The following is a 13,375-nucleotide window of genomic DNA, read 5'->3' as shown; positions in this document are numbered from 1 at the left end:
CGTGTTTTACTATAATACCAATTTAGAATAAGATTCTACAAAAAATCTTATTCTAAACAATGCGTTATATTTATTATATTTTGTTATTAGCTTCCTTAGATTCTGCTTCTTGTTGTAATTTATACTCTGCTGCTTTTTCTTCTACATAGCTGAAAAAGAAATAACAGAAAGTTAAAAAACTGGTTAAAATTATTGCAAAAGTTAATAATATTAGTTTAAGCTCTTTTTTTGAATTTTCAGACTTTAATCGTTTTTCTTCTTCTTCATCAAACTGATACTCAGACGTTAAAATTTGCTCTTCTTCTGTATTGTTCATATGCTAATCCTTTAGTAATTTAGTTTAAACGATCATGAAAAAGCTATAGCAAGAATTAAAATAAGTCAATAATTTTAATTTTCGGTTGTATTTTTACCTAAGAATATAGCTCTCTCAATTTGTCTACGTTTAACAAGACCTTTCAATTTTTTACCTTTAACATGAATCCATTTAAGGAATTCATCGGCAGCTTCTAGATACTTATTTTGGTTGAGTTTTTTAAGCAATGTAGAATTTTTAAATGCTGTGCTACCACAATTGAAGATGAAAGAAATTAATGCTACTTGTTGATTAATGTTTAAAGAACTGTGGCAGTATTTATATAAAACACAATTTACTTCTGCTATATCTGCATTAAGTAATTTTTCAGCATCTTCTAGGGTTATTTTATTATCTAAATATGACATTTCATGAGGTTTTATTACATGACCATAACCAATTGTTTTAAGTCCTGCTGGGCAATAATAAGGAGTTAGTTGTAGAGATTCAAATTGTTTAATTAAGACTTTAGCAAGTTGTAGGGCAAGCATTGAAGTAATATTTTTAATTAATCATCGATGATGATAATCAAAAAAATAGTGTTAACTAAGTTTTCTAACTTAAAAAGCTAAAACGTGGCACTTGATATCTATCTACAGCGACTGATTCGTTAAAAATTGTTTAGCGTTCGCTATAATGTTTATATATTCATATTCCTACTTGTATTTTGTTGTTTGATAAGTATAACTATACTATTAGTTGTATTCAATATATGAAATTATGATAACAAAAAATATACAATATTATGATAATAATGCACAGTCGTTTTATGATAAAACGATTAATCTAGATTTATCTGATAGCTATAAAGAGTTTATTAGTTATTTACCTGAGAAAGCTCATATTCTAGATGCAGGGTGCGGAGCAGGGCGTGATACAAAATATTTTCTAAGTCAAAATTATCAAGTAACTGCTTTTGATGGCTCAAGCGAAATGGTAAAATTAGCTTCAAAAGCAACTGGAATTGATATTCTGCATTTAAGTTTTCAGGATATGGATTTTGAAAATATATTTGATGGAGTTTTGGCTCAAGCCTCGTTACTCCATGTTCCTTATAGTGAAACAAAAGATATTTATAAAAAAATTCACCGTGCATTAAAACCAGATGGAATTTTTTATGCTTGTTATACTCATGGGGATGATTTAGTGCAAGCTGATGACCGAGATTTTTATAATATGAATGAAGATATAGTAAAGCCTTATTTTGATGGACTTTTTGATATAATTAAAATGTGGACAAGCGAAGACGGTAGAATCTCCGCAAGTAAAGATAAATTATGGTTCAATTTTATAGTGAGGAAAATATACCTTTAATATTTCTTATATTTTCCTTAACTTAAGTTTAACCATAACTTAAGAGCATTATCCAATTTAATCATCTCATTAGATGATAATTTTCCAATTTTTCTGTCAATTTTTTCAGACTTAATAGTAACGATTTTATCAATCATAATTTGAGATTCTGAAATAAGACCTGTTAGCTTTGAAGGTATTAATGAAAGGCGAAATAATGGAGCTTCTAACAAATATGTTGTTATAGGGCAGATTGTTATACTTGCATGAGTTTCATTAAATAAATCAGATTGAACAATAACTGCAAGTCTTGGCTTACCATAATCACCACTTAATACACAAATTATAATATCTCCCTTTTCCATTAAAAAGTCCAATTTGTTTGATCGCTATTTGTTTCCTATAAATCATTATCAGACTTTTCCATTTTACTAACTAACAAAGATTGCTGTTTAGCTTCTTCAGCTAGGCTTGAATTTTCTAATTGTTTAAGATACATAAGTATTGCTTCAGTAATTAACCAGTTTTTACCACGATGTAAATCATGAGCTGCTTTTTCTAGTTTTTTATTTAAACTTAATTCTAAACGTATACTGGTTGTAATACTTTTTGCCATGTTACTACTATTTTATAATATTAGCTTTATTGTAACACAATGTATTACAAATTGCATTATATTTTTCATATTATTCAATTTTCCTTAAAGCCATACTAAAATATACCCCGTCACCGAGATTTACGCTACGGAAATCAAAAGACTCAAAATCTATTGGGGGTAGGGGGTTTGAATGACTGCTTTTTATGTCTAATAAATTATTCTTTTCAGCATATTCTTTGAAAGTCATATTTGGAGGTAATTTTTTGCTAGTATCTTCAAAACTAAAATACCTAACTTCATAATTAACACTGTTAATAGTTACTTTCGAGCTGCAAATTTCAGGATGAGCAGAAGAAGAGGAGGTAGAATTTGCTATTTGCGGCATCACGTCTAACAGCTCTTTTAATTTTAAATTTCCTTCAGTGCCATACATTGCAGCTGATAAAATTAGAAGAATAAATAAACCCAGGAAATATTTTTTAAACATAATCTTATTTTTTTTAAATATATTAACTTATAAATGAAAGGAATATGTTTTGTCAAGAGTAGTAGAAATATATTCTACAATTAATGTTTACTATTTTGTAATATATCTTTTAACTTGCTATAAAAATCATTATTAATATATAGGCTTTCATGCCATTATAAAAATATCTAAATAGGTCTATGTTTTGCCTTAATAGTTCTAATCCCATCAATAATATATTAATATATAGAAATAAGTATCTTTTCAATTAAAAGTAGAATAATATAAAAATTTATGATATAAAGCTATTCTAGAAATAATTTTCTCTAGACTTTAAGTCGTATTTATGCGACAATATAATCACCTATTTTTTCTTATCATGCAAAAAACTAAACAAGTACAATTTTTTATCACAAAAAACGGTAAATCTTATATTAAAAATTAGTTAGAAAAGTTAGATATCAAAACATACAGTAGAGTTATTAATAGATTAGTTCGTTTAGAATATGGAATTTATGGTGATTATAAAAATATACAAGGAAAATTATATGAGCTAAGATTTTTCTTTGGCAGGGGTTATAGAATATATTTTACTGAAAAAAATAACGAAATTATACTTTTGTTAAATGCAGGTGATAAAGATACACAAAGTAAAGATATTAAAAAAGCCTTAGAAATAATGGAAGAGATTTATAAATAAAGGGTTTAGATGGAAAAATTTACAGATTATTTAAAAGAAAAATTACAAAATGAAGAAACATTGGTAGCTTATATTAATGAGGCTTTAGAGCAATATTCTCTAGACCATAATAAGGAGTTATTTCTTGTTACTTTAAAAGAAGCTATTATAGCAAAAGGAGGAGTCGCCAAAATATCTAGAGAGGCTCATATAAATAGGCAGCATTTATATAAAATGTTATCTAGTAAAGGAAACCCAAGTTTTGATAATGTTGGAACTTTATTGAGTGTTTTGGGATTACAATTGAAAGTAGAGGTCTGCACACTTTAAATGTAATATTCCCAAATATCTAAATTAGTAACTTTAACAAGCCTTAGAAAATAGATAGTAATATTTTTTTTATGCAACAAGCGGCATAAATTTAAGGGGAATATTGCCTTTTAGATTATATCTAATTTCTTTAATAATTTTTCTTCGTCTATTTCATTAAATTTTTTTGCCATTTTTACTAATTCTTGCTCGTTTGTTAAATTGGCATTTCTAACTAAATATTTTTTGATATTTTTATATTTTGCTGATTCTACTGAATTCCATGTCAAATTAAGAAAAATAAGAGTTGTATTTGCTTTTAAAGCTTTCTCAATCTCGCTTGCTCCTGTTTTATCTATATCGTTATTCCCAAGGTCAAGACCAATAAGAGTTTTATTAAGCTTAAGCAGTTTCGCAAGCTCTATAGCTCCGTCTGTACTTATATTATTACCAAACAAATCGAGCTGGATAATATTATTATCGCTTGCTAGCAATTTAGAGATTTCTTTAACATCTTTATCAGTTAATATTTTTTTCGAAAGATTAAGAATATCACCGCCTTTTTTTAAATTTATTGCTTCTTCTGTAAAATCTTTTTCTTCTAAAAACTTTATTAAATTATCCATATATTTTGAGTTATATTATTATATTTACATCTTTTTTGTTATTAATTTAAATTTTAAATTGCATCCGTTAAATTCCTATTCTTGAAGCTATTATAGCTATTTATATTGTATTTGCAATGATATTAATATAATTTTTTCTACTTTTGGTTTACAGTTGAATAGAATATCAAAAATTATAAATTATCTTATAAATAGTGAGATAAAACAGGAAACTAAAAAAGACTTACAAATAAAGAATTTAGGGGGAAGTTTACAAGTTAAAAGTGGAGATCTTCTATATACTTTAATATGTGGTACCCGCGGCCGGACTTGAACCGGCAAGAGCTTACGCTCCACGGATTTTAAGTCCGTTATGTCTACCATTCCATCACGCGGGCAATTAAAAATACAATACTGTATTTTGCTAAGTGGACAGATTAATGAAAAAAAGAAAAAAAAGCAAGCACTTTTATTTATTAATTACATAATAATAAAAGTCTAATGTAGGCAAATCAAATTCTGCCTATAATATATTAACTAAAATAGTGACAAAATAGTAATAATATGATATAATTAACCTTAGAAAGTAATACTTTCTTTTGCATGTTATTGACAAATGCCGCAAGGTAAGATAGTTTTGCATAGTGAATTTTTTATTAAGCATAATTTAAATTCCAATAAGCAATTTCTATCTAAAAAGGTTTTTATGACTACAAATATAGTAGGTAAAGTTAAATGGTTTAATCCGACGAAAAATTTTGGATTTATTGAACAGGAAAATGGCGGCAAAGATGTGTTTGTACACAGATCTGCCGTAGATGCAGCAGGTCTTGCAGGTCTTAACGAAGGACAAGATGTAATTTTTGATCTTGAAGACAAGAATGGTAAAATTTCTGCAGTTAACCTCAGAATTAAATAAATATATTTGTACCAAAAACAGCTATCCAAAGTTTTCAAATTTTGGATAGCCTCGTCACCTTTTACAACAAAATATTAGATATTTTGTTTTGTCTTATAATAACCTTATACATGTCTTAAGCATTGGAATGGTTTAATGCTTAAAAGTAAAAAAATATCATAATTATGGTAATATTAACAAATAATTTTAAAGCTAATTAAAATCTTTATTTGCTGTAAATTATAAGATTTTTTTGAAATAGGTTCGCTATTACTTCGAATCAATTAAGGCTATTTTGTTAATATGCTATAGATAATTTAATGGCTGCTATTAGTGTATTCTTATAATACAAAAATAGTAAAGTCATTATTTTTTGCTGTGAGTTATTTTTATACAATCAATAATGTGCATATTTTAACTTAAACTTTATTGGATTATATAATGAAAAATTTTAATTTACCTGAAGAATTAACTACTACGCTTGAAGCGATGAAGATAACAGAGCCAACCGAAATACAAAAGCAATCGATTCCGGTTGCTATTGCAGGTTCTGATATACTTGCTTCTAGCCAAACTGGTTCAGGCAAGACTTTAGCTTACTTGTTACCAGTAATTAATGCATTTATTAAAGATAAAACTACTACTTTAATATTAGTACCGACAAGAGAGCTTGCAACACAAATCTGTTCTACCTTAAATAAAGTAACTACATCTTTCAAAATAAATAATGCAGTTTTGATAGGTGGTGAACCTATGCCTAAGCAATTTACGCAATTAAAGAAAAATCCTAAAGTAATTATAGGAACTCCTGGGCGTATTATTGATCATTTAAATCGTGGAAGCTTAAAAATTGATCGTATAGGTATAACTGTGCTTGACGAAATGGATAGAATGCTAGACATGGGCATGAAAGAGCAGTTAGAAGAAATCAATAAATTCTTGCCCGAAAAAAGACAAGTTTTAATGTTTTCTGCTACTATGCCAAAACATATTATTTCTCTTTCACAAAAATATTTAAATAATCCTGTACGTATTACAGTTGGTGCTACTAATAAAGCAGCAGCAGAAATAAAACAAGAGTCAGTACATATTACAGATAAAGAAAAATTTACTGAATTAAATAAGCAGCTTGGTGATAGAGAGGGATCGGTAATTATTTTTGTAAAAACAAAACGTTCTGCTGATCAATTAGCTAAAATGTTAAGATATGAAAATCATAAAGCAGAAGCTATACATGGCGATTTAAGTCAGCGTCAACGTGATAGAGTAATTTTATCATTCCGTAAGTCAAACCATAGAATAATGGTAGCAACTGATGTGGCTGCTCGTGGGCTTGATATTCCGCATACTCAACACGTAATTAATTATGATTTACCGATGTGTCCGGAAGATTACCTGCACAGAATAGGTAGAACTGGTAGAGCTGGTGCTAAAGGTAATGCATTATCATTTATTTCACCTGATGATGTTGTTAGATGGCGTGCTATTGATCGTTTAATAAATCAAGGCGAATCTACTCCTAGAGAAAGCTTTAGAAGTAACAAAAATAATCGTAAAAGATCATTTGGTAATAATAGAAGAGGCGATAACTCTAATAAAAGATTCGGTGCTGGCAATAAAAGAAGTTCTGAGAGTAATAGTAATAATTACAGTCAAAAAAGAAGTAAAGTATCTTAAGAGGAAAGTATGTCATCCCGCGACTTGTTTGCGGGATCTTGCAGACCATGAGATGCTGTGATCAAGGAATGAGCATGACGTTTCCAATCAATGCAATGGCACATAATTATAGGAGGATAAATTCATAATTTCTAATTTTTCACGATTACAAAATATATATAGTATTTTATTTATATTATTTATTTCGCTCCCTGGTGGTTTAATTTATTTACTTACCGGTTCGACGCTTTCTTTTTGGCTTCGAGAATCCGGTTTTGATAAAATTACCATCGGTCTTTTTAGTCTGGTTAACTTCATTCACATATTTAAATTTCTATGGGGACCGCTACTTGAAAAAATAAGCTTTATACCCTCAAATAGTCGTGGATATAAATATTGTTTAATCTTTTCACTGCTTAGCTGTATTTGTTGCGTATATATTCTAACTGGCTTTAATCTCACTACTAATTTTATATCTTTCTCTTTGTGTTTGATAATTCTGGCATTTTTTTCCTCTATTTATGACATGCTTTTACAATCTTCCCAAATGCTACTTATTAATAATAAAAATTGGGGAATAAGTGAGGCAGCTTGCACTAGTGGGTTCAGAATCGGCATACTCATATCAGGTTCTGGTGCATTATATTTATCAACTATCATATCTTGGCAAGAAGTTTATCGTGTAATGGCGATTTTATGTGTACCATCATTATTACTAATTATTTTCTATCCGCTAAAGTTTAAAGAAAAAATAGCCGTTAATGATTTTGATAGATTTTGGCACGCTTTTTATGATTTTATCAAAAAACCTAAATGGCTAATAATTGTTGGCTTTATGCTTCTATATCGCTTGCAGGATAACTTTCTTTCGGTTATGCCAAATATGTTTTATCTTGATATCGGCTATACGAAAAAAGATTTAGCTCTTGGATATAAGGCTTTTGGTATGTGTGCTACTATAGCTGGAGGATTTATAGGTGGTTTTCTATCCGAAAATATGAATATGCTTATATCTTTAGAAGAGTATTAGTTTATCATGCTTTATCTAGTATAACTTTTTTATTGCTCTATTCTTATAGTCAAACTATTACAACTCTTTATATAGCAGTGTTTCTTCAGGAATTTACCAAAGGGTTAACTATGTCGCCGTTTTTTTCTTACCAATTAAGATGTTGTAGCTCTAAATATTGCATAACGCAGTTCGCCTTGATTACTTCTATTGCTTATATTAGCACTGTATTGTTTGGTAGTATTTCCGGTTACGCCGCTACTTATTTAGGTTGGGGATACTTTTTTGCTATTGCAGGCTTCTGCTTTATACCGGCATATATTCTAATCAGATATTTACCTAGAGTATAACTTTGTTAAAAATTCTTTTTTTGCTTTTCTACTAGGGTATAAAGTTTTAAGGAAAATAGTACCGTCATCTTCTTTTACATAAGGTACTACATATACTTGATCAGTTATTCTAACATAGAAAATTTTTTGTCCCTTATATTTAGCTTGATTATAATGTAATCTAATTCCTAACAGGTTACCGTCATTAAGTGACTGAATTATCTCGTCAAAGCCTATATTCCGCTCAAGTAATAATTTAGCATTTTTTTCATGATTATATCTAAATTTGGGCATAGTATTTTAGAGTTTAGTAGCGTCTGAGTGAATTAGCATGTTAAGATAAGTTTGATAAGGCAAGCCGTGCTTAGAAGCTTTGATTTTTATTGCTTCGATATCATGTTCTGCAACCCTAATAGTAATAGATCGCTTGTTATTAAGATGTGCCTTTGCAGCTTTTCGAAGCAAAGCTATTTCATTTTTATCATCAAATTTTTGATGCTTTTCAAAATTATCTTCAATATCTTGTTCGTAAGAATCTAATTTACTGCTCATATATTTACCCTACTTATATATATTATCATTTTATATTATGTAAATACTTTGTCAATACTTAAAATTTATTGCTCACATATTATATTGTAAAAATAGCCCTAGTAAGTTATAATAACAAGCAAATTTATTAAAGTAATTTTACTATGTTTATTCAAACTGAAGATACCCCAAATCCTGATGCGATAAAGTTTTTTCCTGGACAGGAAATAAGTACTCAGCCTATATTTTTTAGTGAGCGTGCTGAAGTAAAAGGAAAAAGCAAACTTGCAGAATCGCTATTTAATATCAATAATGTTAAATCAATATTTTTTGGTAGTGATTTTATAACTGTTACTAAAGAAGCTGAAAGTGATTGGCAAGTGATAAAGCCAGAAGTTTTAATGGTTATTATGGATCATTTCGTTGCGGGCTTTCCAGTATTTGAAGAAAGTGCTAAAGTAGATGATGTAAACCTTGAGGGGTTTTCAGACATAGAGAAGCAAATTATCGAGATTATTGAGACAAGAGTTCGTCCCTCTGTTGCACAAGATGGAGGTGATATAATTTATAAAGGTTTTGAAAATGGTGTAGTAAAGTTAGCATTACGTGGTGCATGTCTTGGCTGCCCTAGCTCTACTATTACCTTAAAAAACGGTATTGAATCGATGCTGAAACATTTCGTACCGGAAGTTATAGAAGTTGAAGCTGTTGAAGAGGAGTAAATTTAGTTTTATCTATTCTTCTTTTGCGTCATTAATTGTATCATCTTGACTCCAAATAACGTACTGTAACTTAACATCTTTTGGAGCATAAACTACGATAGGTAATTTGCTGTTATACCTTATAAATGCTTTATCACCCAAATATACATTTACAGGCTGCATAGTTGCTTTTACACACCCGGGCATCCCATTAATGTAGTAATAGGATGGTCACCAACTTGATCTATTACGTAATAATTATATCCCCATCCATCTAAAGTTTTTTCCTCTAGCTTACCGCCAAACCTCATATTATTACAATCTTTCATTGCCTCTTTTGTAGCTTGTAATTTTACTTTTAAATTTTCCTCATTAGACTTGTTAGGTAAATGAATTACATAACGTTTTTGATCGCTGAGAGGTTCAGGGTAGGGTACAATATCCTTTAGTGATCTATTATTATCGGCTAATAAATTAATGCTGAAAAAACATAATATAAAGAATAGTGCAATTTTATTTGTCATGGTTAGTACCTCAATCTATGATGTCAAAAGTATGCTGATAAATTTCATTAATTGGGAGACCTATAGCATTAATATCAAATTTAAGTGACGGTTCAACTTTACTGCTTGCATTATGAATTCTAAAATTAATACTGAAACCCCGATTAAACACTATAGTTTTAGAATAAATTCCTCCATTTTTAGTATTTATAGTATTAATACAACTAGGATAGTTAGTTTTTTTAGTGCTAAGGGTATTATTAAAATTATATGCTTGAATAATAGTTTTATTTGAGTTGTAAGATATTATTTTATAAAAATCATATCGTCCTATTAAATAAGATACTAAATCTTTACAAACATTTCTAGTTTTTTCTTCATTAATAGAGCAAAGCCTTATGATCTCATTAGACCAAGCGTTAAGTATAGGCCAATAATATTTGTCAACCTTATCAGGTAAATCTTCCCATAAAGCAGTCTTATTTGAAAAAGTTCTAATTTGCCTTAAATCTTCAAACAACGGCTTTATAATTTTCCAATATTCAGTACTACATCCATTATCATCAAGACCCCATCTTTTTACAAAGTCAATTGAACCAGAAAGTCTAGAATGCTTTAATGCTTGATGGTTTGTTTTACAAGATATTCCTATAGTAATATTTTTAGCTTTAATCAGAATATCTCTAACATCTCCTTTTGCTCCCGCTGAACCATTATTAAATTCAATTATTCCACCATATTCAATTGTTAAAGACTTTGTTTCTTTTTTATAATGTGATCAATAGATATTTGAGCTGCTTTGATAAACTCTAATTGTTTTTTAAAGCTAATGGAATTATAAGCTTTTTGAGCGACATTTGAAGCAGTATCATTTTTAATTGTAAATCCTGTTAATTTAGATATTTCAGATATAACTGCCCATTCAAAGGCTAATCCATTATTAGTTTGTATTGACATCAATTATATATAATTATTTAAAGTAAATAATTATATTACAAAGATAATACAAAAATACAACTCAAAGTTTAATCGTTTCTAATAGTAACTAAATCTTTTTTTATTGCTTTAGCTATATGATATGCAAGTTCAACCGGAACAGCATTGCCTATCATCTTATAACCATCTTTAATATTAGTATAAATAAATTTATAATCATCAGGGAATGTTTGGATTCTTGCACATTCACGTATGGTCAAACGACGATATTTATGTTCTTGTCCTTTAACAAATTCTCGTTTTTCTTGACCGGCAATTTTAATCATTTTTGGTGCTTGTGGATGAAAAGGAATATGTCTATAAGTAGCAAGAATTGTAAAAGATTGCTCGTCCCAATTTCTAATACGGTTTCTTGACATAAAAATAGGAGAGTAACCTAGTTCTAAAAATTCATGATTATCTATTGTATTAACCGCTCCAATTTCTAAATGAGCTAAATCACCTATAGCTTGATCTAACGTAATTTTAGTTTTTAGAGTTTCGGGAAATTGAAATTTTTTATTTAATGATTGATGATAACCAACAATAAAAACTCGTTCCCGATCTTGTGGTACTCCATAATCACTTGCTTTTAATAATTTCCAGCTTATTTCATACCCTTCTTTTTGGAACATTTCTATTATATTCATAAAAGATTTTATATTTCTTGAATGAATTATGCCGTGAACATTTTCTGCCACAAAGAATTTAGGTCTTGTATGACGGATGACTATAATTTGTTCATGAAATAACATGCCTCTGGGATCTTGTAATCCACGTTTTGCTCCTGCTTCTGACCATGATTGACAAGGTGGACCACCGATCACTCCTGTGATTTTATTAGGTATTTCTTGGTTTGGTACATTTAAAATAGAACGTTTGTCAAGTTGAGTATCAGGAAAATAGTTTTGATAAGACGGAGTAATAGTTTTATCATATTCATTTGCCCAAATAGTTTTAAAGCCAGCTTTTTTAAAGCCTATATCCATCCCACCCGCACCTGCAAATAATGAAATTAATGTAAAATTAGATGTACCTTTCATTCCAATTAGTTTTAGTTTTAATCCCTTTTCTTTCTTAGGAAAGCTGGTATATCGTGAATGTCAGATTCTTTAGTCTCTTCATCGGACATACCAACTACAACATTTTTTCGTTCCGGGATTTGATTATTATTCTGTGTTCGCAGAGATCCCCACATCCTTACAAAGAAAGATGATTTAGGAGTTTCTCCAACATCATTAGTAAGACTTACCCTTGGTTCCATATCATCGTTGGTTGGATTAGGATTTTGGTCTAGAGAGTCAGCAATTTCTGCTTCGTCGTTACTATAGCTGTTAAAATTAGGAATTTCTTCAATATGAACAGGTTGATCTCCTTGAGTAGATTGAGCTCTAAGTTTTGTATCCTCATCTTCTTCGGTAGATAAATCGGTAGCACTAGAATTAACAGGTTTATAAAGTGGTATTTTATCTGCATCAATGCCTGTTGCAACAACTGAAACTCTAATAATCCCTTTTAGCTCAGGATTAAATGTTGAACCAAAAATAATATTAGCATCTTTATTATTTACTTCTTCTCTAATTCTATTAGCAGCGTTATCGACTTCAAATAAAGTCATATCTGGTCCGCCTGTAATATTAATTAATACACCTCTAGCACCGCACATTGAACTATGATCAAGTAATGGATTAGAGATTGCAGATTCTGCTGCTTTAGTAGCTCTATCTTCACCACTAGCCTCGCCTGTACCCATCATAGCTTTGCCCATTTCACTCATAACAGCTTTAATATCAGCAAAGTCAAGGTTGATAAGACCTGGCATAATCATTAAATCCGTGACACCTCTGACCCCTGCGTGCAGTACATCATCTGCCATTTTAAAAGCATCAGCAAAAGTAGTTTGCTCGTTGGCAATACGAAATAAGTTTTGATTTGGTATCACGATTAAAGTATCAACAAATTGTTGTAAATCTATAATTCCTTTATCGGCAGTTTTCATACGATGCCCGCCCTCAAAATGAAAAGGCTTAGTTACTACTCCAACTGTTAAAATTCCAAGTTCCTTAGCAATTCGTGCAATAACTGGTGCAGAGCCAGTACCAGTACCGCCGCCCATACCTGCCGTAATAAACACCATGTTACTATTTTCTAGATAATTGCGAATTTCGTTTTCTGATTCTTGTGCAGCTGCTGCTCCAACTTCAGGGGCAGCTCCAGCACCAAGACCTCTAGTTGTGGAGACGCCCAGCTGTATTTTGTTTTCACAGCGAGAATATTCTAATGATTGTGCATCAGTATTAGCTACTACAAAATTAGCTCCTTGTAGGTTAGCACCAATCATATTATTTACTGCATTACTACCTGCACCCCCAACGCCAAAAACTGTAATACGCGGTTTTAATATTATATTTTCTGGTGCTTTTATGTTTATTAAAGCCATGATAATCGTTTATTTATATTATTATGAT

General features: G+C 30.0%; 19 protein-coding genes, 1 tRNA gene and 3 pseudogenes. 7 read left to right on the top strand and 16 right to left on the bottom strand.

The features are described 5' to 3' along the window. Positions 1–73 precede the first annotated feature (73 nt). Both AAHF54_RS05735 and AAHF54_RS05730 read right to left on the bottom strand, forming a co-directional pair. Positions 74–316 carry a hypothetical protein gene (locus AAHF54_RS05735; protein WP_016948363.1) on the bottom strand — a complete coding sequence of 81 codons (243 nt, stop codon included), beginning with the start codon at positions 314–316 and terminating at the stop codon, positions 74–76. Positions 317–390: 74 nt separating this feature from the next. Then, complete coding sequence (locus AAHF54_RS05730) at positions 391–846, bottom strand: lysozyme (RefSeq protein WP_342169921.1); 456 nt, start codon at positions 844–846, stop codon at positions 391–393. A 229-nt stretch (positions 847–1,075) separates the two neighbouring features. Between AAHF54_RS05730 and AAHF54_RS05725 the strand changes: the two genes are divergently transcribed. Then, positions 1,076–1,669, top strand: a complete 594-nt coding sequence (locus tag AAHF54_RS05725; RefSeq protein ID WP_341788315.1) for a class I SAM-dependent methyltransferase — start codon at positions 1,076–1,078, stop codon at positions 1,667–1,669. Between the two features lie 17 nt (positions 1,670–1,686). On the opposite strand, the gene AAHF54_RS05720 is transcribed toward AAHF54_RS05725, so the two are convergent. From AAHF54_RS05720 to AAHF54_RS05710, 3 genes are all read right to left on the bottom strand, one after another. Further along, positions 1,687–2,013 (bottom strand): type II toxin-antitoxin system PemK/MazF family toxin, encoded by a 327-nt coding sequence (locus AAHF54_RS05720; RefSeq protein WP_341788314.1) that lies wholly within the window; start codon positions 2,011–2,013, stop codon positions 1,687–1,689. Between the two features lie 35 nt (positions 2,014–2,048). Next, positions 2,049–2,264, bottom strand: a complete 216-nt coding sequence (locus AAHF54_RS05715; RefSeq protein ID WP_342169920.1) for a ribbon-helix-helix protein, CopG family — start codon at positions 2,262–2,264, stop codon at positions 2,049–2,051. A gap of 70 nt (positions 2,265–2,334) precedes the next feature. Further along, the gene (locus AAHF54_RS05710; protein WP_341788312.1) at positions 2,335–2,733 is read right to left on the bottom strand and encodes a hypothetical protein; all 399 of its coding nucleotides are present in this window, start codon (positions 2,731–2,733) and stop codon (positions 2,335–2,337) included. 439 nt (positions 2,734–3,172) lie between these two features. Here AAHF54_RS05710 and AAHF54_RS05705 point away from each other — a divergent pair, with 439 nt between their 5' ends. Both AAHF54_RS05705 and AAHF54_RS05700 read left to right on the top strand, forming a co-directional pair. Next, positions 3,173–3,412 (top strand): type II toxin-antitoxin system RelE/ParE family toxin, encoded by a 240-nt coding sequence (locus AAHF54_RS05705; protein WP_341789239.1) that lies wholly within the window; start codon positions 3,173–3,175, stop codon positions 3,410–3,412. 9 nt (positions 3,413–3,421) lie between these two features. Beyond that, positions 3,422–3,721, top strand: coding sequence for a transcriptional regulator (locus AAHF54_RS05700; protein WP_341788311.1), 300 nt, complete (start codon positions 3,422–3,424; stop codon positions 3,719–3,721). Positions 3,722–3,831: 110 nt separating this feature from the next. Here the strand turns inward: AAHF54_RS05700 and AAHF54_RS05695 are convergent, their stop codons facing one another. Both AAHF54_RS05695 and AAHF54_RS05690 read right to left on the bottom strand, forming a co-directional pair. Beyond that, complete coding sequence (locus tag AAHF54_RS05695) at positions 3,832–4,326, bottom strand: hypothetical protein (protein WP_341788310.1); 495 nt, start codon at positions 4,324–4,326, stop codon at positions 3,832–3,834. A gap of 291 nt (positions 4,327–4,617) precedes the next feature. Beyond that, positions 4,618–4,703: transfer RNA gene (locus AAHF54_RS05690), tRNA-Leu, on the bottom strand. A gap of 308 nt (positions 4,704–5,011) precedes the next feature. Here AAHF54_RS05690 and AAHF54_RS05685 point away from each other — a divergent pair. The 3 genes and pseudogenes from AAHF54_RS05685 to AAHF54_RS05675 all read left to right on the top strand — a co-directional run bounded on the left by AAHF54_RS05685 (position 5,012) and on the right by AAHF54_RS05675 (position 8,218). Then, entirely contained in the window at positions 5,012–5,224 is a 213-nt protein-coding gene (locus tag AAHF54_RS05685) for a cold-shock protein (protein ID WP_016948370.1), read from the top strand. Positions 5,225–5,644: 420 nt separating this feature from the next. Continuing rightward, positions 5,645–6,880: a DEAD/DEAH box helicase gene (locus AAHF54_RS05680; RefSeq protein ID WP_342169919.1), complete on the top strand. Its 1,236-nt coding sequence runs from the start codon at positions 5,645–5,647 to the stop codon at positions 6,878–6,880. Between the two features lie 124 nt (positions 6,881–7,004). After that, positions 7,005–8,218 (top strand): annotated as a pseudogene (locus AAHF54_RS05675) (MFS transporter). Here the strand turns inward: AAHF54_RS05675 and AAHF54_RS05670 are convergent. Further along, positions 8,204–8,491 (bottom strand): hypothetical protein, encoded by a 288-nt coding sequence (locus AAHF54_RS05670; RefSeq protein WP_341788308.1) that lies wholly within the window; start codon positions 8,489–8,491, stop codon positions 8,204–8,206. The pseudogene AAHF54_RS05675 and the gene AAHF54_RS05670 overlap by 15 nt on opposite strands. 6 nt (positions 8,492–8,497) lie before the next feature. After that, complete coding sequence (locus tag AAHF54_RS05665) at positions 8,498–8,749, bottom strand: CopG family antitoxin (protein WP_016947847.1); 252 nt, start codon at positions 8,747–8,749, stop codon at positions 8,498–8,500. 143 nt (positions 8,750–8,892) lie between these two features. On the opposite strand from AAHF54_RS05665, the gene AAHF54_RS05660 reads away from it, so the two are divergent. Further along, positions 8,893–9,450 (top strand): NifU family protein, encoded by a 558-nt coding sequence (locus AAHF54_RS05660; protein WP_341788307.1) that lies wholly within the window; start codon positions 8,893–8,895, stop codon positions 9,448–9,450. A gap of 12 nt (positions 9,451–9,462) precedes the next feature. On the opposite strand, the gene AAHF54_RS05655 is transcribed toward AAHF54_RS05660, so the two are convergent. From AAHF54_RS05655 to ftsZ, 7 genes and pseudogenes are all read right to left on the bottom strand, one after another. Next, positions 9,463–9,636 carry an ecotin family protein gene (locus AAHF54_RS05655; protein ID WP_342169918.1) on the bottom strand — a complete coding sequence of 58 codons (174 nt, stop codon included), beginning with the start codon at positions 9,634–9,636 and terminating at the stop codon, positions 9,463–9,465. Then, the gene (locus tag AAHF54_RS05650; RefSeq protein ID WP_341788305.1) at positions 9,621–9,953 is read right to left on the bottom strand and encodes an ecotin family protein; all 333 of its coding nucleotides are present in this window, start codon (positions 9,951–9,953) and stop codon (positions 9,621–9,623) included. The genes AAHF54_RS05655 and AAHF54_RS05650 overlap by 16 nt, the downstream gene beginning before the upstream one ends. A gap of 10 nt (positions 9,954–9,963) precedes the next feature. Beyond that, a complete protein-coding gene (locus AAHF54_RS05645) occupies positions 9,964–10,605 on the bottom strand; it encodes a HaeIII family restriction endonuclease (RefSeq protein ID WP_341789238.1) in 642 nt (213 codons plus the stop codon). Positions 10,606–10,679: 74 nt separating this feature from the next. Then, a complete protein-coding gene (locus AAHF54_RS05640) occupies positions 10,680–10,889 on the bottom strand; it encodes a hypothetical protein (protein ID WP_341788304.1) in 210 nt (69 codons plus the stop codon). A 68-nt stretch (positions 10,890–10,957) separates the two neighbouring features. Continuing rightward, on the bottom strand, positions 10,958–11,950 hold the full coding sequence (locus tag AAHF54_RS05635) for a DNA cytosine methyltransferase (RefSeq protein ID WP_342169917.1): 993 nt from the start codon (positions 11,948–11,950) through the stop codon (positions 10,958–10,960). Positions 11,951–11,967: 17 nt separating this feature from the next. Further along, positions 11,968–12,111: pseudogene (locus AAHF54_RS07500) on the bottom strand (cell division protein FtsZ); the annotation flags it as partial. 239 nt (positions 12,112–12,350) lie between these two features. Next, positions 12,351–13,347, bottom strand: a pseudogene (gene ftsZ / locus AAHF54_RS05630) (cell division protein FtsZ); the annotation flags it as partial. Positions 13,348–13,375 lie beyond the last annotated feature (28 nt).

The sequence above is a fragment of the Rickettsia endosymbiont of Seladonia tumulorum genome, from assembly GCF_964030815.1.
GTDB lineage: Bacteria > Pseudomonadota > Alphaproteobacteria > Rickettsiales > Rickettsiaceae > Rickettsia.
This window is presented reverse-complemented; position numbering and strand designations above follow the sequence as displayed.